This is a genomic window from Microbulbifer echini (genome assembly GCF_041447225.1).
Lineage (GTDB): Bacteria > Pseudomonadota > Gammaproteobacteria > Pseudomonadales > Cellvibrionaceae > Microbulbifer > Microbulbifer echini.
Map to the genome: position 1 here is coordinate 167,982 of NZ_JBGMEL010000003.1, position 26,965 is coordinate 194,946.

A 26,965-nucleotide genomic window follows, 5' to 3' on the forward strand; every position below is an offset into this window, starting at 1 on the left:
TTCCTTCCCCCAGCCCGGGTGGCTGGGGGTGAGATAATAGGGAAATAAAATGAAAACTATTGAAGTTGGAAATATCCAGGTTGCCAACGACAAGCCGTTTGTCCTTTTCGGTGGTATGAACGTTTTGGAGTCCCGCGACCTGGCTATGCAGGTCGCGGAACACTACGTTAAGGTCACTGAAAGACTGGGTATTCCCTATATTTTTAAAGCGTCTTTTGATAAGGCCAACCGCTCCTCCATTAATTCCTATCGCGGACCGGGAATGGACGAGGGCCTAAAGATTTTCCAGGAAATCAAAGACACTTTTAACGTTCCCCTGATTACCGATATTCACGAAATTTACCAGGCGGCGCCTGTGGCCGAGGTAGTGGATATTATCCAGCTGCCGGCTTTCCTCGCCCGTCAAACTGATCTGGTTGCCGCTATGGCGGCCACCGGTGCGGTGATCAACGTGAAAAAGCCGCAATTTATGAGCCCACCCCAGGTAAAAAATGTGGTGGAGAAATTTGCTGAGTGCGGTAACGAGAATATTATTTTGTGCGAGCGCGGTGCCTGCTTTGGATACGACAATCTAGTTGTCGATATGCTGGGCTTCCGCACCATGATCGATGCTTCTGGCGGTGCCCCGCTGATCTTCGATGTGACTCACGCTCTGCAGATGCGCGATCCCTCCGGTGCCGCTTCCGGTGGGCGTCGTGCGCAAGTCACTGAGCTTGGTCGTGCAGGGCTGGCTATAGGTATTGCTGGCCTGTTCTTAGAAGCACACCCGAATCCCGATAAAGCCCTGTGCGATGGCCCCAGCGCACTGCCACTGGATAAGCTGGAGCCCTTCCTCGCACAAATGAAAGCCGTGGACGACCTGATTAAAGGTTTTGCGCCGCTGGATACAAAATAACGGTAAGAAAAATTTTGCCCGCGCCCGGCCTGGACGCGCGGTGCTCTAATTACAGCCATTTCACTAAAGTTTAAATGGGTATGTAAATTCCAGTATTGGAATTGTTGGAGCATCGCCGTAACAGGCCAGGCGCGAGTAATTTACGAATTCTTTTCTAAAAAGTAACCACTTTCAGGTGGTAACTTATTTAATAGTTAGTAACTGTTTAAGTTAGTACCAATACGGAGCCCATTGTCAATGAGCAAAATTGTCGCTGTTAAAGCCTACGAAGTGCTGGATTCCCGCGGTAACCCTACCGTCGAAGCTGATGTAATCCTGGAAGACGGTTCTATCGGTTCCGCCTGTGCTCCTTCCGGCGCTTCTACCGGCACCCGTGAAGCTCTCGAATTGCGCGATGGTGATAAGAGTCGCTACCTGGGTAAAGGCGTATTGCAGGCGGTTGAAAATATCAATACGACCATTGCCGACCTGCTTAAGGGTATGGATGCAGCCGATCAGCGTGCACTCGATCAGGCCATGATCGACGCCGATGGTACCGAAAACAAAGCCAAGCTGGGTGCCAATGCCATCCTCGCCGTTTCTCTGGCGGCAGCGAAGGCGGCGGCAGCCTCGAAAAAAATCCCTCTGTACCAACACATTGCTGAAGTAAACGGTACACCTGGTGAATACTCTATGCCGGTTCCGATGATGAATATCATCAACGGTGGAGAGCACGCCGACAACAATGTGGATATCCAGGAATTTATGGTGCAGCCGGTTAAGGCGGAGAGCTTTGCAGAAGCCTTGCGCCAGGGAGCGGAGATTTTCCACGCTTTGAAGAAAGTGCTATCCAGCAACAATCTTAATACCGCAGTTGGTGATGAAGGTGGCTTTGCTCCAAACCTGCCTTCGAATGAAGCTGCCTTGAAAGTTATTGCTGAAGCGGTGGAAAAAGCCGGTTATACCCTGGGTGATGATATTACTCTGGCTCTGGATTGCGCCGCCTCCGAATTCTACAAAGATGGCCAATATGACTTGGCCGGCGAAGGTAAACAGTTCGATAGCGAAGGTTTTGCCAGCTACCTGGCCGACCTGTCTTCTAACTACCCGATTCTGTCCATCGAAGACGGTATGGATGAGAGCGACTGGGACGGCTGGAAGGCGCTGACTGATAAAATCGGTGACAAGGTACAGCTGGTAGGTGATGACCTCTTTGTGACCAACACCAAGATCCTTAAAGAAGGCATTGAGAAAGGTGTCGGCAACTCTATCCTAATCAAATTCAACCAGATCGGCTCTCTGTCCGAAACCCTGGATGCAATTAAGATGGCCAAAGACGCCGGTTATACCGCTGTGATTTCCCACCGCTCCGGCGAGACTGAAGACACGACCATTGCGGACTTGGCTGTTGCCACTGCTGCAGGCCAGATTAAAACCGGTTCTCTGTGTCGCTCCGACCGTGTCGCCAAGTATAACCGCCTGTTGCGTATCGAAGCTGAGCTAAATGGTGCTGCCCCCTACCGCGGCCGTGCTGAATTCAAATAACGCTATTGCTTAACATAAGTAGGCTGGTGGGGCATGTAATGCCCCACCAGCCGGTTTTATTACGCTCAGCAAAATATCGTAATCTCGTATGAAATGGCTGCTGGCAATTCTCACCTTCATACTGCTCTCCACTCAGTACCGCCTCTGGGTCGGTGAAGGCAGTCTCGCCGAAGTTACCCGACTCAAACGACAGCTCGCCCAGCAGCAGGAAAAAAATGCCGCTTTGGCGCGGGAAAATCGTCAACTGTTGCGGGAAGTACGAAGCTTGAAAGTGGGCACCGATGGTGTCGAAGCCAAGGCGCGCTATGACCTGGGGTTTATAAAGGAAGGGGAAACCCTGTTTATCTTCCTGGATTCGGAAGAGGCTAAAAAGTGATTACAGATTATTGGGTGGTTGTCCCCGCTGCCGGAGTCGGCAAGCGTATGGGGGCCGATCGCCCCAAGCAGTATTTGCCCTTACTGGGGCGCCCGCTATTGTCACTGACATTACAGAATATTTTGAGTTGGCCCGGACTTGCCGGAATTGTTGTGGCTTTATCGGCGGAGGATGCGTTTTTCTCTCACCTGAAAGAAGCGAACCACCCCAAGGTCCATAGGGTCGTTGGTGGTGATGAGCGGGCGGATTCTGTTCTTGCGGCACTGGAATTCCTTTCTGCGCGGGAGTCGGGGAATACGCCAGTGCTAGTCCACGATGCCGCACGCCCCTGCGTAGCGCTGGGGGACATTACCGCATTGCTCGATCGCGAAGTCTCTGCCACCGCGCTATTGGCGCGACCGGCTGGTGACACGGTAAAACAAGGCTGTGATACGGGGGGGGCGACCTTTGTTGAGCGCACGCTAGATCGCACTCAGATCTGGCTCGCGCAGACCCCACAGCGCGCACCCTTAGAGTTGCTGCGTAACTGTATCAGTCAGGCCTTGAATCAGGGCGCAGCTATAACCGATGAAGCCAGCGCACTCGAATTTTTTGGCCACTCTCCCCAGCTTATTGAAGGACAGAGTGACAATATCAAAGTAACCCACCCCTCCGATATCGTAGTGGCAGAGGCAATCCTACGTCTGCGCTACGCTCCCACCGAGGATAAGCGATAGTGAGTTTTAGAATTGGCCAGGGCTTTGACGTGCATGCGTTTGGCCCAGGTGATCATGTGGTGCTGGGTGGGGTAAAGATTCCCCATCGGTATGGTTTAAAGGCCCACTCGGATGGAGATGTTCTCCTGCATGCCCTGTGTGATGCGCTGCTAGGCGCCCTGGCCCTAGGTGATATTGGTCACCACTTTCCCGATACCGATGAGCGCTACAGCGGTGCCGATAGCCGCACTTTATTGCGACATGTTTTAGCTTTACTGAAGGATAAGGGGTACCGTCTGGTAAATGCAGATGCCACCCTGGTTGCCCAAGCGCCAAAGATGGCACCGCACATTGAAATGATGCGCAGTGTGATTGCTGAGGATTGTTGTGTCGATATTGCCGATATCAGCGTGAAGGCGACGACAACGGAAACACTCGGTTTTACTGGGCGTGGCGAGGGTATTGCGGCGCAGGCTATTGTTTTACTGGGGCGCCATGATGTCTGAGGTTTGGAATTTAAATTGGCCCTATGCTTTGGGTGGGGCACCAGTCACTGCCGATTTTCGTACTGAGGCGGAAGATTTTGTCGTCGATGAGCTGGCATTTCCCGAGCCTGCTGAAGGCGGCGAACACATATACCTGCTTATCAAAAAGCGCGGTGCCAATACTGCTTGGGTGGCAAAACAGCTATCCAAGCTTGCCGGAGTCCGCCCGCTGGATGTGAGCTATTTCGGATTGAAGGATAGACACGCGGTTACCACCCAATGGTTTAGTGTCTGGCTCGGGCAGAAGCCAGAGGCGGATTGGTCACAGATCAACAGCGATGAAATTTCTCTGTTACAGGCTTTCCGGGGCGCACGCAAGCTGCGTCGCGGTGAGCACGCCGGCAATCGATTTAAAATTCGACTACGCAATGTTAGCGGTGATCGCGAGGCTGCAGAGGGTGTTCTCGAGCGAATTGGCAATGGCATCCCAAATTATTTTGGCGAACAGCGTTTCGGCATTGATGGCGGTAACCTGGACTTGGCACGCCAACTTGCAGAAGAAGAGGGACGCTGCCGTAAGAGTGAAAAAGCTTTTGCCATGTCGGCTGCGCGCAGCTGGCTATTTAATCAGGTGTTAGCTGAGAGAGTGAATCGCGGAAGCTGGCAACAGTGTCTCGATGGTGAGCCGCAGAGCGAGCCCAGTGGCCCACTGTGGGGACGTGGACGAAACCTCTCCAGTGGTGCTCAGGGTGAACTGGAACAGAGTACTCTGGAGGCGTGGCAGGCTTGGTGTAACTGGCTGGAGCACTGTGGACTCAAGCAGGAGCGCCGGCCATTAATCTTGTGTCCTGAAGCTTTCCGTTATCAATGGAAGTCTGATGACTTGGTTCTGGAGTTTGCTCTGCCTCCCGGCGCATTCGCAACGGCCCTGCTTAGGGAGGTAGCGCAGCTGGTCAATGTGAACTCGGACACATAAAATTTGTGACTGAAAGCGAGAGTGATATATAGGCGAAGGAATTAAACAGCATATGGACCGCTTGAGACACGAAGGTTTGGGAATGACCTCCCAGCGTACCCGCAATCGCCTGATACAGCGTCTGCGGGATGAGGGCATTAGCAATGAAGTTGTCCTCGATGTGATGGCTTCAACCCCCAGACATTTATTCCTGGATGAAGCCCTGGCTATCCGTGCCTATGAGGATACAGCCTTACCGATTGGTTATGGCCAAACGATATCCCAGCCCTACATTGTCGCGCGTATGACCGAACTGCTGCTGAGCCGGGCCAAGTCCCTGCGTCGAGTTTTGGAAGTCGGTACTGGTTCTGGTTATCAATCTGCAATACTCTCTCGGCTGGTTGAACAACTTTTTTCGGTTGAGCGTGTCGAACCCCTGCTAGAGAAGTCACGCCGACGTCTCACCGAGCTGGGTTATCAAAATATTGAGTACAATCTCAGCAGCGGTGGTTTTGGCTGGCCCGAAAAAGGGCCTTACGATGCAATCTTGGCAGCAGCGGCACCTACGACAGTCCCCGATGAGTTGAAGCAACAGTTGGGTCCTGATGGTGTATTGGTTATTCCGGTGGGGGCAGAGACACAGTACTTGATGATGATTTCGCGCCGCCAGGATAGCGATCAATTCGATGTAGAAAAACTAGAGGCAGTGCGCTTTGTACCTCTGCTCAGTGGTGTTGTTCGATGAATTTTATTGGGCTCTTCAAAAGCCGCTACCCAGGCGTGGTTCTACGCGGGATGGGGATGGGGGCCGCAGATGTGGTTCCAGGTGTTTCCGGCGGTACTATCGCCTTTATCACCGGTATCTATCAGGAATTAATCGAATCTCTCAGCCGGATTGGTCCGCACTGCTTCACAATATGGCGAGAGCAAGGGCTATCGGCAGCCTGGAAGTATATTAATGGAAGCTTCCTTTTATCCCTGTTTTTAGGGGTGCTGATCAGTATTTTCAGCCTTGCACGCGTTATCAGCATCCTACTGCAGGAGTATCCAATACTGGTCTGGGCATTCTTCTTCGGTTTAGTTTTGGCTTCAATCCTACCCATACTGCGCAATATACCCAGGTGGTCTCCATCGACGATAGCTTTCCTATTGTTGGGTGTTACCCTGGCTATTGCTCTGAGTGAGCTTCGTCCAGGCGAAATTCCTGCGACGCCACTCACTTTATTTTTATCGGGTGCGCTGGCGATTTGTGCCATGACTTTGCCCGGGATTTCCGGTGCTTTCATCCTGTTAATGATAGGAATTTACCCAAAAGTACTTACAGCGGTACATACGCTACAGATAACGAATTTACTATGCTTCGCAGCAGGCGCCGCCCTAGGACTGATGCTCTTTAGTCGATTACTCTCTTGGTTGATGCATAAATATATTGCCCGCACACTGGCATTTCTTGGCGGAATTCTACTGGGCAGCCTGAAGATCATTTGGCCATGGAAGTTACCGATGGATAATGCGGAGGGGGTTTCCACTAAGCTAGCCCCTCTTCTGAGTAATACCTCTCCATCAAACTTTATGGCGCAAACCGGCGAGAGCGCCCATATAGGTGCCGCAATTACAGTTGCGCTGGTCGCCGTGGTACTGGTTCTCGCTATTGATTATTTTGGAGGGGCTCAACGAGGAAAATCCTGCGCCACACCGCAATAAGATCTGGAATATCTCGGTGTGGCAGCTTTTTATGAAGCTTTTTCAGTGATTTTTAGAGCTTTTCTTTAGACACTTTTTCCATAAATGCCGTGGTCTGATGTAAAAAGAGAATAATGGAATGTCATCTTTTACGACGTATTGAAGGCCTTTTTTGGCGGAACAATATCCTTAATGTTGGTCATTTTTTGACTTTGGTGTTAAAGATATTGGGCGTTAGTACCATGATCGTGGCCCTGGCTTCCTGCGCCGGCCACAGAGCGCCCAGCAGTTCCCTAAAGCAGCCTCCCAGCATCCGGCTCAACTATCATACTGTGAGCCGGGGGGATACCCTGTATTCGATCGCCTGGCGTTACGGTAAGGATTTTCGCCGGCTTGCGGCCATCAATGGCATCAAAACGCCCTATAACATCTATCCTGGCCAGCGTCTTAAACTCAGCGGTAGCGCACCTATCCGCACCGCTTCCAAACCTGTGGTAACCCCAGCTAAAACGGCGAACAAGCCAGCATCCTCAAAAAAAGTTATTTCCGCCAAGAATAAAAAATCTTTAACGAAAAATTCTACGCGCCAAAAAGCGCTAACCAAGCGCACAGGGCCGATCCATTGGCGCTGGCCTGCCCGTGGGCAAGTCATTAGCAAGTTCCGCTCTGGAGACCCCCTGCGCAAGGGTGTTGATATCGCCGGTGAAAAGGGAGAATCTGTACTGGCAGCAGCTGATGGCACTGTTATCTACGCTGGTAGTGCATTGAGAGGGTACGGCAAACTGCTGATCGTCAAGCACAATGAGATGTATCTGAGTGCTTATGCCCACAATCATCGTTTATTGGTGAAGGAGGGCAACAAGGTCAAAGCGGGGCAACGGATAGCGGAACTGGGTTCAAGTGGTACCGACCGCGACAAGCTCCACTTTGAAATACGTAAGAACGGTCAGCCAGTGAATCCTCTCACTTATCTACCGTGAGCCGGAAGGGGGTCGCGAAGCTCTGTAAATAAAAATGGACTTTTAACTAATACCACTTGAGGTAGTCACTGAAATCGTGGCGACCGAAGGGTCAGGCCGATTCAGTGGCTGTCGCACATGCGCAGAGATCTGGTCGATATTTGATCGGTTCTGAATGCATGCTACGCGGTTGATATTGGCAAAGTACAAGGAGCAGGGGAAATGGAAGCACAACGGCAAGACCAGTCAGTGGCTGGCCAGGCAGAAGACTTTCCTCCTGAGTTGGCAGTAGAGAATGATGAGCAGAAACTAAACCCAAAAGAAGGAAAAGGTACCGGCCGTACGCGGAGAAATACGGCAAAAAATAACTCCGTCTCCTCCCCCGCCGAGAAGAGCAGGGTCAGCAGGTTGGATGGCGATGGCCATTTACAGAAAAACCTGGACGCTACTCAACTCTATTTGAATGAAATTGGCTTTTCCCCCCTACTGACTGCTGAAGAAGAGGTCTATTACGCACGCAAGGCTTTACGTGGTGATGCTGCGGCAAGAAAGCGCATGATTGAAAGTAATTTGCGCCTTGTTGTGAAGATTGCTCGTCGTTATGTCAGTCGTGGCTTGGCACTATTGGACCTAATCGAAGAGGGTAATCTCGGGTTAATTCGCGCTGTTGAGAAGTTTGATCCAGAGCGTGGTTTCCGCTTTTCTACATATGCCACCTGGTGGATACGTCAGACAATAGAACGAGCCATAATGAATCAGACTCGGACTATTCGCCTGCCGATTCATGTGGTAAAAGAGTTAAATGTGTATCTTCGTGCATCCCGTGAGCTTGCTCAAAAGCTGGATCACGAACCATCTGCAGAAGAGATAGCCACGTTACTGGAGAAACCTGTAGAAGATGTTGAGCGGATGCTGGGGCTCAATGAACGGGTTACTTCCGTAGATACCCCTATTGGCCCCTCTTCAGAGAAGACATTGGTCGATACTATTCCTGACCAGCAGGAGTCTGATCCTGCAGAGTTGCTTCAGGATAGCGACCTTTTCGATAGCATTAACCGTTGGCTTGGTGAACTTCCTGACAAGCAGTGTGAAGTTGTTTCCAGGCGTTTTGGATTGCGTGGCTTTGAGGCGAGTACTCTGGAGGAAGTAGGGCGTGAAATAGGCCTTACACGTGAGCGCGTTCGTCAAATCCAGGTTGATGCACTCAAGCGCCTACGTGAAGTAATGGAAAAGCAGGGGCTTGATGGTCAATCCCTGTTTGGAAATCTCTAATTTTGGCCCCTCAAAAAGAAAACCCCATGAAAGTCGTATTTCGTGGGGTTTTCTGGGAGAGGCTGCTGATGTAAGGCTGATGTAAGGCTGATGCGCTGGTATGCCGTTTAGCCTTACCAAAATTATTTTCTTACCCAGCGCCCAAGATTATCCTGATAGTATTCACCACGGGATAGGCGGGCCTCTAACTTTTCAGCCGCACGAGCAGCGACTTGAGCTATATCGACATTGTGGCTTTTGGCAATCTCGGTGTAGGCCTGCTTGCGTTCGGCATTGATTTTCTTTACCAGTTTTTCCAGCTCCGGCGAGCTAGCGTCTACGATAGCGATATAACCGCTATTAGCCTCTCCTATTAGCCCTTGTTTTTTAGCTTCATCCAGGGAGATTGCCAAGGCGGGTAACGCCAGGATCAAGCCCCACAATAAGAGAACTCTTTTTACCATACTCATCTTGTGCCTCCTCAAAAAATGCCTTCCTTGTCGTCAAACAAGTTTTCGAGATCCTTGTCTACTTTGACTCGGATTTCATGCTCAATTTTAACATTCAGGTTTACAGTGATTGGCTCACTGGGGGCCTTAACCGCCACCGTTGGCGTACACCCTGTAGCAACCATAGCGTATAGTAACCCTATGGGAATCAGCCGGCTGGCCCTCATCTGATACTCCTTACAGTACCGCACAGGTACCTTTTATTTATTACATCTTGAGTCGTGGTTTCAAAATTCAGGCCAGATTCGCCATCTGTGTCGGAGGTGGCCACATTGCCCCTATTATATTGATTCAACCTTAACCAGCTCTGAATTCGCAGGTCTTCTGTCCTAGCTGGTGAGAGCCTACTTCACCTCCAACCTATTGGTCCAGTCGCTTTTGTAGGGCTTCTGTCAGGTCGCGGCTGGCTTGCAAAGAGCGTAACATCGCAGGAATATTATTCTCGAGATTGAGATTAATAACCAGATCCCGCTCGGAGTCCATTGACTCGCTATGCCCCACAAGTTTTAGACTTAGTTGGAGGTCTCCACTGGGAGGGTATTCTAAGTTGCCCTCCAGCGTCCGGAAATCATAGTCTTCGAGAGCACTGGCAATCATCTTAAGCTGTGGGTTACTTGCGAGCATCTGGGGAGAAAATGCATCGTAATATCTCAATCGTCCACCAGGCTCTATTGCTTCCAGGGACCCATTCTTTACGGTGACGCCATCTGGGCCTGTAGAGATAGGGATTGTCAAGTTGAGACGCCCGCTGGCCTTGAAATTTTCCGACTCGGTCTCGTTAGCCAGTTTTTCTAAGGATACATTCTGTGCATGCAGGATGCTGCTGCGCTCTTTATTCGTCAGATTCCAGCTCAAGGTTTCAGAACTCAACTTTCCGTCAAGAAATTCGGCAGTAAAATTCTCCAACAGAAGATCCTGTTCCTTGTTAAGGGACAGTGAAAAGTGGATATTACTTAAAGGTAGTCCGGCATCAATAGATTGTATTGTCAGGGGATAAGGCCCTTGCGTAAACCAATGCCTGCCATCATTTTCCAATTGGATTTTCCCCTCTATTCCGGTAGCGAAACTACCATCATGGATAGCGGCAATATTAGAGAGAGTTAAGTTGACAGTATCATTTTGATGCTGAGGCCAGGATAGGGTTCCCTCGGCGGTAAGTGCTCCAGAAACGAGATCCACTGGTAAACCTTGGACCGTCTGGCTTAGTGGTATCTCGGAGTTAAAACTGGCTTTGGGTAATGAGAATTGAATGGCACCGGTAGCTAACTTTACATCGTGATGCCAGCGTGAGTTTACTGTTAGGGCGTTGGCTTGGAGTTGACTTTGCCCCTGTATCTTATCCCCGCTGAGGAAAAGAGAGCCTGTAAGGGAGGTTTCAAAAGAGTAGTCTTCAGGTGTTTCTACTTTTAATTGGCTCGCTGAATAGTTACTGCTAAGTTCAGTGTTGCCTTCGGTTTCCTTAAAATAAAACTTACTAAAGTTAATACCGCCGGATAAAGTGAAATATTCGCTAGTAAATTTTTCAAAATGGATATTCCACTGATTAATAGCGCAGTTAGTATTGTTCACTGAAAAGGTGCAATTGACTTTAGGTATTTGAACATCTCCCTTGTTGATTATAAAATCTTTATCCTTTAGTTCTTCATATACAACGTTGACCTGCTCAAGCACTAACTCTTGAGTGTTACTGCTTGATTGAATGTGTACTTTGGCGGAGGAGTCTAGGTTGTTAAAGGTGGACCCTGTTGAAGGATCAACAATAGTTGGAATTTTCGTATTTACCTCAAACATACATTCAGCGTTTTTATCAATATGACAACGAATATTCCTCAGCTGTGAATACATTGATACAGCGTAATCTCTTGACTGTAATTGAGAGTCAAACGCCCCTTCAGTGATCTTGACTGCAAAAGGGTAAGATGAAGCAGGCTCGCCTGTGAGCTGAATTTTATTTTTGATCTCCATTCTAAACTGACTTCGGTTCAGGCCAGTTGAATACAAGGGAGACTTTTTTGGCAGTTCGGGTATTTTAGTATCGAACTGAAGATTGCTTCCTGGCAGTAGGGTAAGGCTAATCTTATTGAGCCAGTCTTGCTCGGTGGAGGGGGCTCCAATGGGATTCAAAGAAGCTTCGGCTTTGAATTTTAATTCACCTTTTAGTTGGGTTAAGTGTAATGGGGCTGTGTACCTTCTCCCTAGAGTGGACTGTAATACAGGTTCAAACGCAGCTGGGAAAAGAGAACCCTCTGCCTGAATTATGGGAGGAGCCCCTTGTTTGATAGCGTCGAATGTCATGTTTACTAGGAGATTCTCGCCGGCTATGCCGTCTTCAGATGAGATTTCAATTGATCCAGATCCTGTGGCAGATTCGAGTAGAAGGGGAGAGAGAGATCTAAGTCTGACGGCTATTGGTGAGTGAGTGGATAGTCGAGCCTTAAGCTTGCTATTCAATATTTTTGTGGGGATTGATACTTCCAGTGCATTACTTTCAAGTTGAAAAAAAATATTTTTATAGTCTTGTTTAAAGGAAAGATTATCCGGAACAAGAGCGCTGGTGTTGATAGAAAGCTGTCCGTTTGTCTCTATTATATCTGATGGTGTTACAGTCACCCCTTGTACAACCCCCAGTATGGGGGCAATTAATTTCAGGTTTGAGATTAAATGGGCGTCGAGATTCCACTGACTATTTTCCCCTTTTAAAAGCGTTAGCACGGCTTCGGAAGGCGAAGTATGGAGGGATGAACCAACTTCTAGATTAAAATTAACTTTTTTTGTAGATAATTTTGCAAGTAATGAAAAGTAAAATGTTCCATATTCTGCCGATTTGTAGGGGGATTTTATACGGATAGTTTTTTCGTTACGGGAAATTTCAAGAGGTCCAAAAAAGATATCTTCGTTAAGCTCTATTGTCTTTACGGATATATTGTCTGGTATATAGAGGATTATGTTTTGTATAGCCTGGCTTAGAGAAAAAATATTATCATCGATAGGGTCGTTTGGAAGAGTATTTTGTGTGTCAGAGTCAACTTCTTTTCGTGTAACGTGTGTCAGTTTATCGATAAATAACGCAGTTTTTCGAGTTTTACCCCGGTTAAAGATTAAATAAAAAGGATTGGACATCTTAACTTTGTCAAGCACTAGATCACTATTTCGGTCCTGCTTAATCTGGATTTTTTCGATTGATGCTTCCCAAAAACTCAGTTCGAGCCCAGATATTTGTTGAATGATAACCTCCCCAGCCAGTAGGTTAATTAGATGGGGGGCAACCGCGTCTTTTTTCCACCAGCTACCAAGAACTAAGGTGGCTAGGCATACGGATACTGTAATGACAACAATGCGGGGTTTTCGCACGTTAAACCTCTAAACTCCAGATAAGGAGGTATCTTTGTGTGATCGCTAAAAAGCTGCAGAACATGAGAACCTGTATTCTGCAGGCTTTGCAAAGGGTTATCTTATCAAAATTACAATAAAAGATTATGCCTGTTCGATTGTTAACTATTGGGATGGTTCATTAATCGGTCACCGTAAGCGGGGTTGAATGCTCAGTCATGGAGCTTCAGTCACCGTCTCCTGTAACAGCTGCAAGCGCCACACATTCAGCTCTATTACGCATAGGTTTGAAGTGAATAGCCATGAGGTAATGGGATGGTTTTAAAGACTGCCTTCAAAAGAGGTGTACATAGTCATTAAAGCAGTCTTGGGCCCCAAAGGCATTATTACGAACTGGTAAAGGGTGCTTTTTGATATGTAGGGCCCTAAATTTTGCGGGGATTTACTCTAGAGTTAAGGTCTTTTTAAATAGCTTTTAACTATTGGTTGTCATCCTTCTATTGTTTTTTTGGTGGGCGCGTGACTGTACATGCATGCCAATTTAAGGGTATCCATGCGGGATTTAACTTCCTCAGCCAGGTGGATGCGGAGCTGGGAGTACCTACGCTGAACAGCAGCGTCCCAACTAGGAATAGTAAAGCGATCAACTTGTTACCCATACGGGTACCTTCTGTGTTATTTGCAAGTCAACATCTATCCGTCCTTTACCTGGTGTTGAACGTGGGTATGTAATAGCTAGATAAATTTGAATTATGCTAGTGTCGAGATGGGTTCTAAGTAGGTTCACAAGAACGTAAGCTGGTCCAGCTGGCTTATGAACTATCGGCTAGGGCCGTCGGCGGGAATTCTTAACTTGTAATGACAGTTTTAACCCCAATTTATTGAATCCTTACCGTTCCGTTGGGAACACATTTATTGAGGATGTTTCAATCATGCAAGATGCCCAGCCGAAGACTATCTATCTTAAGGACTATCAAGTTCCAGATTACTTGGTGGATAGTACCGATCTACACTTCGAACTGGAGCCCAAGGCCACCCTGGTAAAATCTCAGCTTAGCGTTCGTCGGAATCATGAGGCGGGCGAAGGCTTGCCACCATTGCTATTAGATGGCGTTGACTTGGAGCTGATATCTGTTGCTGTCGATGGCTCAATTCTTCCTCCCGCGTCTTATCAAGAAACACCCGAAGGTTTGATCCTCACCGTTGAGAAGCCAGAGTTTCTACTGGAAATCTACAACCGAATCAATCCAGAGGACAACACTTCGCTAGAGGGTTTATACCTCTCCAACGACATGTACTGCACGCAATGCGAGGCCGAGGGTTTCAGGAAAATTACTTTTTACCCTGACAGACCTGATGTGATGTCAAAGTTCACCACCACGATAGTGTCGTCAAAAATACTTCCTGTATTGCTTTCTAACGGTAATGAAATTGATCGTGGTTATTGTGAGGATGGGCGACATTTTGTCACCTGGGAAGACCCTTTTGCCAAGCCCGCCTACTTGTTTGCCTTGGTGGCTGGGAATTTGGAACATAGAGATGATACTTTCACCACTGTTAGTGGACGCGAAGTAAAGCTAAGGATTTATACCGAAGAAAAAAATATCGGGAAATGCGATCACGCGATGCGCTCTTTGAAAAAAGCGATGCGTTGGGATGAGGAAATGTATGGCAGAGAGTACGACCTGGATATATTTATGGTTGTGGCGGTAGACCATTTCAATATGGGTGCCATGGAAAATAAGGGCCTAAATATTTTTAATTCGGCCTGTGTATTAGCTAGCCCTGAAACGGCAACGGATTCGGCTTTTCAGCGGATAGAGTCAATTGTTGGTCATGAATATTTCCATAACTGGTCTGGCAATAGAGTGACATGTCGAGATTGGTTTCAGCTTAGTTTGAAAGAAGGGTTTACAGTATTTCGAGATGCTGAATTTTCTGCAGATCTAAATTCACGGGCGGTAAAACGAATTGAGGATGTGTCTCTGCTGCGTACCAGTCAGTTTGCAGAAGATGCCGGACCCATGGCTCATCCAATTCGGCCTGAATCCTACATGGAAATATCTAACTTCTACACTTTAACCGTATATGAAAAAGGTGCTGAAGTTGTTCGTATGATTCATACCCTTCTGGGGCAGGAGAGATTCCGTCGAGGGAGTGATCTATATTTTGAGCGTCATGATGGATGTGCGGTAACCTGTGAAGACTTTATTGTGGCGATGGAGGATGCCAATCAGGTTGACCTGGCTCAGTTTCGTCGTTGGTACAGTCAGGCTGGAACCCCAGTTTTGGTTGTAAGCGATGATTTTGATCAATCAAAAGGTATTTACACTCTAAATATTCGCCAGACATGTCCTCCTACTCCAGATCAAGAGGAAAAGTTGCCGTTTCACATACCGGTAAAAATCGGCCTTCTAGATGGAAATGGCCATGACCGTATACTGAGTGATGAAGGATCCACCGAGGAAATTCTGGAGGTTAGGAATGTTGAGCAGAATTTTGAGTTCAATGGAATAAAAGAAAAGCCTCTACCCTCACTGTTGCGTGGCTTCTCTGCGCCAGTGAAGGTGCGTTATTCATATACAGAGAAACAACTCATCTTCTTGATGCGTAATGATTCAGATACATTTAATCGTTGGGATGCTTCTCAGCGGTTGGCATTTATGGCTTTATCTAATATCCAGCAAGATTACCGAGATGGTAAAGCTTTACAGGTGTCGTCTGAACTGATTGAAGCCTACCGGAATGTATTAAAAAGCCGTATATTGGATCCGGCTCTAGTGGCAGAGATATTAACTTTACCAAGTGAACAGTCGATTGCGGAAATGTATGATTCTGTCGATGCTGGGGCTATAGTGGCGGCTCGAGAATTTTTAAGTGAAACTCTGGCGAATACTTTAGCGCCTGAATTGAAAGAAAAATACTTAGAGCTTAATGTGGTTAAACCCTACGATCCAAATGCAAAAGATATTGCTGGGCGTAGTTTAAAAAATATCTGCTTATCCTATCTCGCAGTAGCAGAAAAAGATGATGCATTAGATTTGTTGGAAAAGCAGTTCGATATGGCTGAGAATATGACCGACAGTGCGGCTGCCCTTAGAGGGCTGATCAATCATGGGGATGCAATTCAAGCCGAAGCAGCAATACAAAGCTTTTATCAACATTGGCAAGGGGATACTCAGGTTGTGGAGCTCTGGCTTGGGTTGCAAAGTAGTAGTTCACGTTACGGCAGCTTGGAAAATATCAGAACCTTGATGGAGCATCCGGCCTTTGAACTCAAAAACCCTAATAAAGTTCGAGCAGTTATTGGTGGTTTTGCTAATAGAAACTTCAAACAGTTCCATAAGGAAGATGGAAGTGGTTATAAATTTATCGCAGAGCAGGTTGTTGCCCTGGATAAATTGAACCCACAAATAGCTGCCCGCCTTGTGATTCCTATCACGCGGTGGAGAAAATATACTGGAAATCTATCAGATAAAATGAAAAACGCACTTCAGGATGTTCTTAACTCAGGTACTCTCTCAAAGGATGTTTTCGAGGTGGTCAATAAAAGTTTGATATAGATTTTACTTTTGGTGTGGGGCCTGGATTTGGCTCCATATTCGTGTATTGCGCTTGGCAGCTTAAGTTGGTGAGTGGTGAGGTTTTTTAATGGTTAATTGATTTGACTGTCTCTTTCACTGCCAAGCTTAATTAACTTTAGATGACTGTCACTGAGTTGAAGTTGTGTAACAGATGTATAGTCGGGCCTAAATTGTTGTACTTTGTTATCATTTAATATATATGCAACAACCGAATTTATGACCATAAAATGGCAAAATATGATGGTGTCCTCTTCAATGCTCAATAAGTAATCTTTAATTCCATCTCGCCAGTCTTTTTGTTGTCGATTACTCGGGTCCCACTCCTTACTCAGCAGTGAGCGTATCCAGGAGAGGCGTTGTCCTAATGAAACTCCTTTAGGTGTGGGGATTTCACTCACTCGATTTTCTAAGGAGATAGAGGTGCCTAACTTATCAGCTAAGGGTTTTGCGGTTTGTTGGGCGCGTAATTTAGGGCTGCTTACTAATTTTAAGTAAGTGTTTTTAGAGAAACTGCTAGCCAATTGAATTGCTTGTTTGTGCCCCAGGGGCGTGAGCGCAGGATCAACAATCGAATTGCCTTTGGCGGCCTCACCGTGGCGTGCTAATAAAATTTGTATCATATTAATAGAGAGTTATAGATACTTATTTAAAGTCTCATCGGGGATATCTTGCCATAAATTGAGTAATTTTTCCGTGTTAAATTCGCGTCCTTTTGGATTTTTGCCAAAACACTTACTGTTTATACCTGTATATACCGGCCAGTCATCTCCTGGAATACCTCTTTCAGCAAAGCCCAACCAAGCCTCCTGGATAGTGGCGCTCAGTAGATGGGGGTCAGTTTCACCACCATAAAGTACTTGCAGTGATTCTTCTGCATGAGTTCCAAAGACATAGCCAAGCTCTACGGCATGACAGGCGCCTAGTATAGGCTGTGCAGCAAGAGGTTGAGTGAAGTGATAATGATAACAGTCTCCCTGATGACGGTCCAGATGCCTCAATCCTGGCAGTGTGAATATCATGTCTGTCAGCATTAAGTTCCAGGTTTTACTCCATGCAGGCCATAAATTATCTTTTGCTTGCTCGGCTTGTCGGTGGTAATAAAGGATAATAGGCTTTAGTTTTTTTTCAGGTATTAACCATTCTAAATGCTGGCAAATCTTTTTATAGTTAAGCGTGTATGTGTCTGGGATGTGGACACTAAATAAATTCCACTCCTCCAGGTTGTTACCTAATAGCAGGGGCGGTGGTTTACTATTTTTTGCAGTATTTATATGCTCAATATTATCTATGAGTTCATGATCAACGACGGGTTTAAAAGGCAGTTGCCCCCATTTATTGGACATGCTTTTATCTTTGATGATTATATCTTGCGCTTCTAGAAGCTCTTTGCTGGAGCATTTGAGTAGCGGCTTTTTACGGCTAATTTTATCGAGATGAGAGATAAAAGCTTCAGCTATATTGTTGGCACTTTCGATGGTGTGGAGAACTTTAGGGTGTCCACTTTGAACTATGGCGCGACTAAAAAGCCCATGGCATCCTGGAATATTCAGTAGAGAGGTAATACTCATGGCACCGGCGGATTCACCAAAAAGAGTAATGTTGTTGGGGTTACCACCAAATGCTGCAATATTATTCTTGACCCATTTTAGAGCGGCAATTTGATCCATAATTCCTTCATTACCTGAAGAAGGTATGTTGCTGAGATCTTTTAGACGTAAGAAACCGAAAGAACCTAGACGATAGTTGAAAGTGACAACAATGGCTCGGCCAGTGGCTGCTAGGTGTGAGCCATTGTAAATGGCTTGACAGCCAGATCCCATGTAGAAAGAGCCTCCATGAATCCAGAACATTACTGGGAGTTTTTTTAGTGGGGAAATAGTTGGGCAGAATATATTGAGGTGTAAGCACTCCTCGCTCTGTGGAGTTTCCCCATTTCGGCCACGTACCTCCATTAGACTGGAAGGGTTTTGCGCGGCTGGCTTGCCAAAATCTTCTGCGTGAAATGGAACCTCCCAAGTAGGGGGTTCCGCTGGTGGTCGCCAGCGCAACTCCCCTATCGGAGGCCGTGCGTATGGAATCCCAAGGAATTTATAAACCCCCAGATTTCTGACATTTGTGCCGATGATGAGGCCGGCGCTTGTTTCAATGGTTGGCGTCAGATTGATATTTAAGTGCTTTCTCATACTGGAATCCGTAGTCATCAATTGTGCCCTTGCTACCTTAAGAGTATCTAATACCCTTAATAATTGGTTTTTTCATGTGTTTTGAAATAAATTTGACACATATGGGTGTGAATTCGATGTTTGTGATGGTTTGGCATACTTCCATTCATGATTTTTCATTAAGGTAATAGTTAATCTAGTAACCGGTGAGCTCCAGGTGGAGTATTTGCTGTCTTTTAGTGCCTAAGAGAAACAGTATATTTATAAGTTTGTTAGTTTTTATTTGTTTGGGGAGGTGCTATGAAAGGTTTTAGAGGGTTAATGTAGGAGGTTAAAGCTTAATTGTGGAGTGGTTGAGTGGGGGTAGGTCTGGGTGGGATATTCGTGAGTCAGGACAATTTCCCTAAGATTAAGGAAGTAGTAATAAAAGCGTAATTCTATTTGAGAGTATGTTGGATTTGTCTTAAATTTGTTTGTGTTTGTGTTTGTGTTTGTGTTTGTGTTTGTGTTTGTGTTTGTGTTTGTGTCTGGTGGTGGGGGCGATAGAATCTAGTGGAATAGTTGATGCCCATAACATGGCAGGCATATGATTTTGCAGAGAATAACACTTTGCATCAGTCCTTGCTCGATTAAATATGTAGCATGAGGGTCTAATTCCCTTCGGGTTGAAGTTAGGATGGAGGAAGTTAAATTAAGGCAAGTTTCCCGCTTACTTACTAAATGGCATCCTGATGGTATATTTGTTTATAAACGGTAACGTCAAAGATTTTGATATGTGGCATAAGGTTTTTATAAAGTTCAAGCCTAGACTAAAAGAAATGGGGGTAACCGTTACTTCTATTTATCGGGAGATTGACAATCATCAGAGTTTGACTGTGGTGCATGAGTTTTTATTAAAAGAGGATGCGATAAAATATGTCAATAATGCGGAAATGAAAGAGGTCCGAAAACAAGCGGGGGTACTTGCAACTCCAAAGATATGGTATACAGAAATGCTGTCATCAGAAAGATGGTAGCTTCCGCCAGGGTGGAGAATTATCAAATAACCATGAGCGTTTGAGGATCTTTGTGTGGTGGTTTAATACTTTCGAAAATTTAGCTTAGATGATAAAGCTGCTAAGCGAGATAAAATCTGAGGTAGAAAGTAAACGTCTGTGTTTCGAGGTTGAGCTCAAGAAAGAAGTGGTGTTCGACTAAATTTCGGTGAGTACACCGAGCTAGTTCAGTTTCGACGAGGAGTTAAACAGCTGAGGATGGAGAAGGAAATCCTAAAAAAGGTTGGCGCCTTATTTGGAAAAGAAGTGAGGTAAGCTATAGATTAATTAACATGTAGGAATACAGATTTTCTATCAGGCTATTCTACTGGGTAATGCATTCAGAAAAAGTAATTGTTACGATTGGTCCTGCCGCAGTAATGCTCTACGGAGGGTTGAGTATTAATATTTTAAGGTTTTATTTGCGTAACCCTGGCAAAGTCTTGGCGGCTTTCAGTTGATGAGTTTTCTATATATAGAAGACCTTAATGTTGGGTGCTGTCGAGTTCTCAAAATTATGAAAATCTTTGTTTGGTTGTAATATAAGAAAAATATTTCAGGCTGACGATTAACTGTAAGCTTCAGTTGCCAGTCCGAGGAAATATTTTAAAATGGAATTTTTTACTGGCTGCTAAAGCCAAGTTTGGACTGCCGATATTTAGTACATTTGGAATTTACAATGCCGGTTATACCTGGTGGTGCGTATCGACCTCTACTCGTGCCGGCTTGTCGGATCGAGTTTGGGTCGCCTGATGGAAATCGTACAGGTGATGCGTTTATTAAGACAGCCATCAATTTACGTGCGCTAACAAAAGAACATATACATCATTCTGATCGGCATGGCCTGTCAGCCATGCTTGGCAAGCACTCTTAAATCAGAGAGGGAAGGCGTGCTCAATGATACGAAAGGGAAAGCTCGCTCACTGAGTATTTTTTAGTTGCCAAAATGGGAGTGGTTAATCGGAATTGTCTATCCAACAGGTGAAAATTCTTTAGCGAATGTAAGGACTTTACAGCTCACTTCGAGGCCATGCGATGCTGGGGTAGCAGCACTCATGAAATTTTAGAAATAAGCTTTATTGGGTATTCGGATGGACTGGATGGCAATAGCTTTAAGGTCATATTTTCTTTTAGCTTATAGTCTAAACGGTGAGTTTCTTTGGTAATGACCTAGCTGTGATTTTCTAGTGCTCATTTCTAGTATTGATTGATTGTTATTTTAGGATGAGTTAGGTGTTGTAGGTGGCCTGATTGAGACTGATTTCTCCCAAGCGTCTAGCCGCTTCATCTATATTTCCATTCAGTGCATAGACTACAGCAATTGCAGAAACCGCATTGTGTAACATGCTGATACTTGGTGCTGGTATCCTTATCATTATTTTCCGATTTGACAATTTCAATGAAACTTGACTCCCAAATTCATCCGTATGTATTTTGGTTATACGAATTTCAGCTTGTGGGCTTTCACCAAAGCGGATGACCCTTCTAGCATACTTTTTTGCCTCTTTTAAAACATAATCAAAGCAGTGAAGGTGTTCTCCCACAATGGCAATGGCAGATCCCGACAGTCCATTATAAATGCGAGACTTACACTTGGCCGTATCTTCGATACTTTTTTCCATTTGACTGGTCTGAGAAATGTCGATATCGGTAATCAGAGAGATTGTTGGTTTTATACGGTGTGTAATGGGGTTCGATTTTATACGGAGAGCACTTTGCGCGATTTCAATGATAGCAATTTCATGATCCTTGTTAAGGTTGGCTAATATAGAAGTGGCGTTAACACGGGAATTGTAATTTTTAGGACTGGTGAGTACTTTTTCCCTGGGGTCAAGCATTTCGCCTATCATCTTTAATGTAGCGGATTTCCCCGCTGTACCGGTTATAGCGATTACTTCACCGTCAAAACGCTCTCTAGCTGCGAAACCTAACTCCATAATGGCTTTGATGGGGTCATCAACCTTCAATACAGGCAGATTTTTTGGGAGTCCTTCGACAGGGCGGGAGACTATTGCGCCTGCAAGTTGGTGGGCAAAGGTAGGTACCTCTTTATGGGAATCCCAAAATTTTGCCGAAACATTTTCGCTCCGTTCATGATGGGAGCGATCCAGATTTGTATGGGCTGCAAAGAGAATCGGCCCTGACAATTGCTCTATAAAACGACTATCAGAAATCACACTGCGGACAAACCAATTATTGGGTGGTGGTACAAGCCAAGTACCACCAGTAATATCTGTTAGTTGTGCCGCATTCCAGGTTTGTCCCGGCGGATGATGATAAATGCTGGAAGGGAATACTGTTCTGTATTCTGGAATCCTACGATTTTGGCGTTTTTTATACGTCGAAAAATCCTGCCGAGTTATCATTCCTATAACTGGAATTGGCTTGATTTGGGTTTGGTTGGAGATTAGGCCAATGTGCAATTGTAGATCGGTTTCAATGAGGTCCTGACTAGCGGGGGCTCTGAGCCCATAGAGGTCACGATAGATAATGCCAGGATTCCATTCACTAGTAGGTAGCTGCCAGTCACAGGGATCATGATCCATGAACCTCCCCCAAGTTGGCATCGAAGTCGGAATGTCCGGTATTGCTTGAAAATCCAATCTAAAATCTTCATGAACTTTATTTTCAGCAGACCAGAAAGACTCGACCCACAGTGTCTGACGGGATTTGAGTTCACGAGGATAAAATCGAACACCCAGTAACACAAGGGGGCCAATTTTTAGTGGTGCGATACGAGCATCGGCGGGCACACTTGCTACCTGCCACTGTGGCTTTGGCGGACGTTTAGCCAGTATCCTATCTTGTTGGTGGGTTGTTGGGCTTAAAGTGGGAAGTTTTTCTGTTGTGCGTTCAGGAGGTGTGAGCCTTAGCGTAGCGCTACCATCCCTGTGTAAATGAAGCCTTGTCCCCAAAGATAAGCAGATATTGGAAAATTTTTCACTGAGTTCTCCAGCGGCTCTGCCACTTAGTTGCCGGCTGAAGCCGAATCCTACTCCAACGGGCACAAAGGTGATTTGTTCAATCCCGCTTGTACTGAGTTGTAAACGAAAAATACCACTGTCTGCCAGGCTGTTGCGCACGGCATCGAAAAGCAGGTCTCCAGCATCGTGAATTATGGGTCGCTCGCGGTAAATTTCTATGCCTTGTAGATTGTGGGTGCTTGAGCCGAGAACGCCATCAGCGCCGGCCTCAATGATTCGGTGAGCAACGGCGATCTGCTTAGAACTGGGATAGAGTTCCCGGTTGGCTTCCCAGTGTACAGCTACCAATATGACATGAGCTTTCTTTCGTGCCGCTGCAATTCGGGGTTTCAGTGTATCGATCCAGAGATCCGGTATCGATAGGGGAAGGTACGCACACCCGGCATTGGTGGGGCCGGCAGCAAAGCGAGGTTGGCTGGCATCCAGGGAAAAGATAGCCACATTGATGTTTCCGGCAGGTCGGATAATGGGAGTAAGTGCTTCTTCAAAGGTTTCCCCAGAACCTGTATAGCCGATTCCTGTTGTGTTAAGCCAAAACTCCTGCTCCAGCAGAGCGGTTGCTCCATAATCACCACAATGATTATTGGCGGTGGTAACGATATCGACACCGGCGTTAAAAAGTACAGATAACATCTCTGGTCTAGCGCGGTAATAACTGGGTGATACTTCCCCCTTTGGGATTCCTTGCTCGCCTTCTGTTGCAACTACACACTCCAGATTGACAACACTGAGGTCGGCATTATTTAGCGCTGGGATTTCTCCCAAGACCTTTTTTATTCCCAGTTGTGCTGTGCGGTAATGTTGTCGGCGACCAAGATTAACACCGCCACCCCAAGCGAGAACCGATTTAATCTGCAAATCTTTGGAGGTTACGGTTTTATTGCCAGGATCTTCAACCACGTGGTAGGGTAGTTTCAATGCAATCTGTTGCCCTTTCGCCTTGTTTGTGACTAGATATTCCCTGTAAGCGATCAATCCTGAAAGGTAGTGTTCGACGTCATCTATACGAATTCTAAAAGCGAGGTGCCGAATAAAAAAACTTCCCAGAATCTTTGCCGGATTTTTGAAGAACATGGCAAATTCTGGCCAGAAATAACCATTAAAAAGGTAGTTGGCCCGCTTATGCAGAGCACGATAGAAGTGCTCAAGATCAATTTGATCCAGTAGATACTGGAATTTCCCTTGCGAATGGATTTTCGAGATGAGTTTCTCCGCGGCCATCATTAATTGGAGTAGTGTGGGAAATGTAACGATGTTTCTTTCCACAAAATTTAGGTGGTTTGCAAAATTTCGGATACCAAACTGATAATATTTTTCTTCTGGGCGATAGATAGTGAGTTCGTTCACAGAGTGGCTGAGCCAATAGTCGTGGGCACGCCAGTGCTCGGACACAATAAAGTACTCGAAAGCTGTTTCGACTATTGCTAACCAGCGCGGATTTTTGTTCCAGCCATAAAGGCGTATAAGCGCGAAAGCGGCCTCACCGTCGTGGCAGAGGATACGGCGTTGCACTTTCTTGTTGAGCGATGGGTATTCGAGTACATGGCAAAATTGTCCGCTATCCGGGTTTTGCATATACTCTATGCCTCTGCCTAGCTGCTCTGTGAGTTCTGTATAAGTTCTGCTCTGCACAACCTCTGAATACTTAACCAAAGCCAATAGGCTCATTGCATTGCTGCCAAGTTTGATTTCGTTACTTGACTCCACTAAAAATGCAGCAGTTTCACCGGATTCGAGTGTTGCGATCTTGATTGATTTTTTCGCTAGGTATTTCAGTGTTTGCTGAATAGCTTTGAGTAGATCGGGGTCTTTACTGACTTCCCAGGCCTCTATCATGGAGTAGGTGCTACTGGCGTGATGAAGGTTATTGTAAGTTTCAATTTCCCGGTCAAAGCAGCTATGCCAGCCATATTGAAAACGGCCATTGGATTTAACCTGCTTAGCCAGATAACGACTGCTGCTTAGTATTAGCCTGGTTATCTGTGTGCTATCGCTTTCTTTAATCGCCCGACGACCTGCATCCAGACCCGACGGGTAAAGGTGAATAGGATCCTGCGCATTTTCACAGAAAATACCCTCTGTGGAGAGGATTACAATATTTTTGTCTTCGGGAAAATCCAGCTTTACTTGGGGGCCAAATCGGATTTGGCTATAAGATGTAAAGTTCTTTTCGTTGAGGATGGCATGGTCTATACGATTACCACCGTCGAGCATGGCGTTGCCGTTAAGCTCTTGCTCCAGAAATGCAATTTTACAATCTAAATCAAGCGCTAAACCGTAGCGGAAGTAACCTCGTTTGGTGTTGGCAAGTATTTCATGAAACCCGGCGAGGGTCGTGGCACTTTTGCTGGTGACCCAGTCTACCCGTAACCAGCAGGGCTCGATTTTAGAGCGCTGAGCGGCCTCGTACGCACTGACAGAGAGAGCCTGCCAGGCTTTGGGGAAATCCGCAGAGTTAGTGTGTCGCACAGTAGCGCGTTGTTTGGCATCACTAATGGAAAAAAAAAGCGTATATGGCGGGCATATAGTGCTTAAAGCCCGCTCTACCAGAGGGCGTGCCCGCTTAAGCATGCTGGATAGGGACATGTCGCTGTGGTTCTCTCTGGGTGTCTAAGTTGGCAGAATTTTCAGTATTTATTTTTTTGATAACTACAGGAGGACTTTCCTGCTGGAGTATAGACTTGCGTACGGATCCTGCTGGCAAAGGATAAAATACAGAGTGTGAAATTTTTTTAATAAAACTATCAATGAAAAAGTGCAATTGGGTTTTCAAAACTTATCCACTTGGATAGTATTGGAAATACTGCATTGACGAATGAAAGACGCGCAAACTCTCAAAGATTCTCTCAGTAAATCCCAGGGCGCTATTGAGGGGTTAGTCCCAGGTTGAGTGATTTTGTAGGCTAAAGGTCTGCCAGTCCCAAAAACCCAAAAGGCGATCCTTTCGGGTTTTTTGTCTGAACATGGTTAACCAATCCATTTAATGTTGGTCTTCCCGGTTGATTATCCTATCGGCGATTAAAGTGGCGCACTTACTTTGGGATTGTGCGTGGGATAGATCCTCCCTGGAGATTGCAGCGTTTTCATTGTCTGGCGCAGAGTTCAAATAGCCTTATTGGCCGTTTGAGAACAAGGAAGAGAAAGTTGTGGAGTAATGGAAGATGAGATGGCGTTGGTGGCAGAGGCTCAGGAGTTTTCCTCCTCTGGTCTGGATCGTTTTAATTGGCAGTTTTTTTAGCCGTGGCACCTACTTTATGGTTTGGCCTTTTCTGGCCATTCTTTTATTTAAAAAATTTGAGTTGGGCACCGCGGAGATTGGGCTGATTCTCAGCGCATCGGCAATTGGCGCGGCCCTTCTGGGTTTCTTTGTGGGCGCTTTGTCAGACCGCTATGGTCGCCGCAACATCCTGTTGCTGGGTTCGGCGATTAACTTGTTTTCTTTTGCGCTGTTAGCAATAAGCCAAACATTACCGGGATTTATTCTGGCAATGACGCTCTGTTCCATTGGTCGAGCGGTTTGGGAGCCGCCGGCTAGTGCGTTGATTGGTGATGTGATCGATAACCAGGCAAACCGCGAGTTGGCCCTACAATTACGCTATTTTCTGATTAATGCGGGGGCGGCACTGGGGCCTATTGTCGGTGTTTGGGCGGGGCTCAGTGCGCAGCAGTCTACCTTTGGCTTAACCTCGCTCAGTTATCTGCTATTGGCACTGGCCTTTGTTTGGGGTTTTGCGAAAACAGAGGCGGGTCTGCGGGTAAAGGCTAGGGAAGATGGCACTGTGGCCCTGAGTAATACCTTGTCGGTATTGCGCAAGGACCATGTGTTTATGGTAGTGATTGTCGCCAATATCCTTACGATGTTTATCTATGCCCATATGGACTCCAGCTTGGTGCAGTATCTGACTCGATCAGGGGCGCCGCGACTGATTGAATTAATTTCCAGCATGATCTTTGTCAATGCAATAACCATTGTACTGTTGCAATTTCCGCTAATGCAGTTAATGCGTAAACTGGAGATTAGAGAGCGAATTATGATTGGGCTGGTTATATTGGCCGCCGCACAAGTGTGGTTTGCCCTAAATCCGATGTACTGGTTTTGGGGTTGGATGGGAGCGACTTTTGTCCTCAGCCTGGCGGAGGCGATTCTCTTTCCTACCATGAGCGTGCAGATTGACCGCCTGGCGCCTGAGCATTTGCGAGGCACTTATTTTGGCGCCTCTTCCTTCTATGCATTGGGGTGGGCCCTGGCACCCCTGGCGGGTGGCTTGATTCTGGAGTCCTGGGATGGGCCAGTGCTCTACTGGTGCCTGCTGGTACTTTGTGGGGTGATATTCGTTCTTTATCGTACTACGGCTTACCTATCCCGCCCGCAGTGGCCCGATTTAAAGGGCGAGGCGTTTGCACCGGAGAGAGATGCCAAAGTTACTTAATGGTTAAAATTGACGAATGCAGTGATGTTATACGAATGTATAAAATGAAAAGGGTCTATGGGAAATAAAAAACGGGAAGCTCAGCGAGCTGTAAGCTTCCCGTTCTAGC

At 46.4% G+C, this 26,965-nt stretch carries 19 protein-coding genes; 13 read left to right on the top strand and 6 right to left on the bottom strand.

Going from position 1 to position 26,965, the window contains the following annotated elements; genetic code table 11:
• Nucleotides 1-49: 49 nt before the first annotated feature.
• The 10 genes from kdsA (at nucleotide 50) to rpoS (ending at nucleotide 8,844) form a co-directional block, all read left to right on the top strand.
• Nucleotides 50-895, top strand: coding sequence for a 3-deoxy-8-phosphooctulonate synthase (kdsA, locus tag ACCI51_RS04535; protein WP_299586235.1), 846 nt, complete (start codon nucleotides 50-52; stop codon nucleotides 893-895).
• A 237-nt stretch (nucleotides 896-1,132) separates the two neighbouring features.
• Nucleotides 1,133-2,419, top strand: coding sequence for a phosphopyruvate hydratase (eno, locus tag ACCI51_RS04540; RefSeq protein ID WP_299586233.1), 1,287 nt, complete (start codon nucleotides 1,133-1,135; stop codon nucleotides 2,417-2,419).
• Between the two features lie 88 nt (nucleotides 2,420-2,507).
• On the top strand, nucleotides 2,508-2,795 hold the full coding sequence (locus tag ACCI51_RS04545) for a septum formation initiator family protein (protein ID WP_299586231.1): 288 nt from the start codon (nucleotides 2,508-2,510) through the stop codon (nucleotides 2,793-2,795).
• Nucleotides 2,792-3,511, top strand: a complete 720-nt coding sequence (gene ispD / locus ACCI51_RS04550) for a 2-C-methyl-D-erythritol 4-phosphate cytidylyltransferase (RefSeq protein ID WP_371842754.1) — start codon at nucleotides 2,792-2,794, stop codon at nucleotides 3,509-3,511. Before ACCI51_RS04545 ends, ispD begins: the two co-directional genes overlap by 4 nt.
• A complete protein-coding gene (gene ispF, locus ACCI51_RS04555; RefSeq protein ID WP_371842755.1) occupies nucleotides 3,511-3,996 on the top strand; it encodes a 2-C-methyl-D-erythritol 2,4-cyclodiphosphate synthase in 486 nt (161 codons plus the stop codon). Before ispD ends, ispF begins: the two co-directional genes overlap by 1 nt.
• Nucleotides 3,968-4,951, top strand: a complete 984-nt coding sequence (gene truD / locus ACCI51_RS04560; RefSeq protein WP_371842756.1) for a tRNA pseudouridine(13) synthase TruD — start codon at nucleotides 3,968-3,970, stop codon at nucleotides 4,949-4,951. The genes ispF and truD overlap by 29 nt, the downstream gene beginning before the upstream one ends.
• A gap of 52 nt (nucleotides 4,952-5,003) precedes the next feature.
• Nucleotides 5,004-5,675, top strand: coding sequence for a protein-L-isoaspartate(D-aspartate) O-methyltransferase (locus ACCI51_RS04565; protein ID WP_299586220.1), 672 nt, complete (start codon nucleotides 5,004-5,006; stop codon nucleotides 5,673-5,675).
• Nucleotides 5,672-6,634, top strand: coding sequence for a DUF368 domain-containing protein (locus ACCI51_RS04570; protein WP_371842757.1), 963 nt, complete (start codon nucleotides 5,672-5,674; stop codon nucleotides 6,632-6,634). Before ACCI51_RS04565 ends, ACCI51_RS04570 begins: the two co-directional genes overlap by 4 nt.
• A gap of 221 nt (nucleotides 6,635-6,855) precedes the next feature.
• The gene (locus ACCI51_RS04575; RefSeq protein ID WP_371842758.1) at nucleotides 6,856-7,593 is read left to right on the top strand and encodes a peptidoglycan DD-metalloendopeptidase family protein; all 738 of its coding nucleotides are present in this window, start codon (nucleotides 6,856-6,858) and stop codon (nucleotides 7,591-7,593) included.
• Nucleotides 7,594-7,794: 201 nt separating this feature from the next.
• The gene (rpoS, locus tag ACCI51_RS04580) at nucleotides 7,795-8,844 is read left to right on the top strand and encodes an RNA polymerase sigma factor RpoS (protein ID WP_299586213.1); all 1,050 of its coding nucleotides are present in this window, start codon (nucleotides 7,795-7,797) and stop codon (nucleotides 8,842-8,844) included.
• A gap of 122 nt (nucleotides 8,845-8,966) precedes the next feature.
• On the opposite strand, the gene ACCI51_RS04585 is transcribed toward rpoS, so the two are convergent.
• From ACCI51_RS04585 to ACCI51_RS04595, 3 genes are all read right to left on the bottom strand, one after another.
• Complete coding sequence (locus ACCI51_RS04585; protein WP_371842759.1) at nucleotides 8,967-9,293, bottom strand: YdbL family protein; 327 nt, start codon at nucleotides 9,291-9,293, stop codon at nucleotides 8,967-8,969.
• An 11-nt stretch (nucleotides 9,294-9,304) separates the two neighbouring features.
• On the bottom strand, nucleotides 9,305-9,499 hold the full coding sequence (locus tag ACCI51_RS04590) for a YnbE family lipoprotein (RefSeq protein WP_366525583.1): 195 nt from the start codon (nucleotides 9,497-9,499) through the stop codon (nucleotides 9,305-9,307).
• A gap of 193 nt (nucleotides 9,500-9,692) precedes the next feature.
• Complete coding sequence (locus ACCI51_RS04595) at nucleotides 9,693-12,683, bottom strand: intermembrane phospholipid transport protein YdbH family protein (protein ID WP_371842760.1); 2,991 nt, start codon at nucleotides 12,681-12,683, stop codon at nucleotides 9,693-9,695.
• Nucleotides 12,684-13,594: 911 nt separating this feature from the next.
• Between ACCI51_RS04595 and pepN the strand changes: the two genes are divergently transcribed.
• On the top strand, nucleotides 13,595-16,225 hold the full coding sequence (gene pepN, locus ACCI51_RS04600; protein WP_371842761.1) for an aminopeptidase N: 2,631 nt from the start codon (nucleotides 13,595-13,597) through the stop codon (nucleotides 16,223-16,225).
• Nucleotides 16,226-16,317: 92 nt separating this feature from the next.
• On the opposite strand, the gene ACCI51_RS04605 is transcribed toward pepN, so the two are convergent.
• Complete coding sequence (locus ACCI51_RS04605; protein WP_371842762.1) at nucleotides 16,318-16,866, bottom strand: histidine phosphatase family protein; 549 nt, start codon at nucleotides 16,864-16,866, stop codon at nucleotides 16,318-16,320.
• A gap of 12 nt (nucleotides 16,867-16,878) precedes the next feature.
• Nucleotides 16,879-18,429 carry a carboxylesterase/lipase family protein gene (locus ACCI51_RS04610; protein ID WP_371842763.1) on the bottom strand — a complete coding sequence of 517 codons (1,551 nt, stop codon included), beginning with the start codon at nucleotides 18,427-18,429 and terminating at the stop codon, nucleotides 16,879-16,881.
• A gap of 710 nt (nucleotides 18,430-19,139) precedes the next feature.
• On the opposite strand from ACCI51_RS04610, the gene ACCI51_RS04615 reads away from it, so the two are divergent.
• Nucleotides 19,140-19,424 carry a hypothetical protein gene (locus ACCI51_RS04615; protein ID WP_371842764.1) on the top strand — a complete coding sequence of 95 codons (285 nt, stop codon included), beginning with the start codon at nucleotides 19,140-19,142 and terminating at the stop codon, nucleotides 19,422-19,424.
• Between the two features lie 1,247 nt (nucleotides 19,425-20,671).
• On the opposite strand, the gene ACCI51_RS04620 is transcribed toward ACCI51_RS04615, so the two are convergent.
• Nucleotides 20,672-25,012, bottom strand: a complete 4,341-nt coding sequence (locus ACCI51_RS04620) for a CapA family protein (RefSeq protein WP_371842765.1) — start codon at nucleotides 25,010-25,012, stop codon at nucleotides 20,672-20,674.
• A gap of 575 nt (nucleotides 25,013-25,587) precedes the next feature.
• Between ACCI51_RS04620 and ACCI51_RS04625 the strand changes: the two genes are divergently transcribed.
• Complete coding sequence (locus ACCI51_RS04625) at nucleotides 25,588-26,856, top strand: MDR family MFS transporter (RefSeq protein ID WP_371842766.1); 1,269 nt, start codon at nucleotides 25,588-25,590, stop codon at nucleotides 26,854-26,856.
• Nucleotides 26,857-26,965 lie beyond the last annotated feature (109 nt).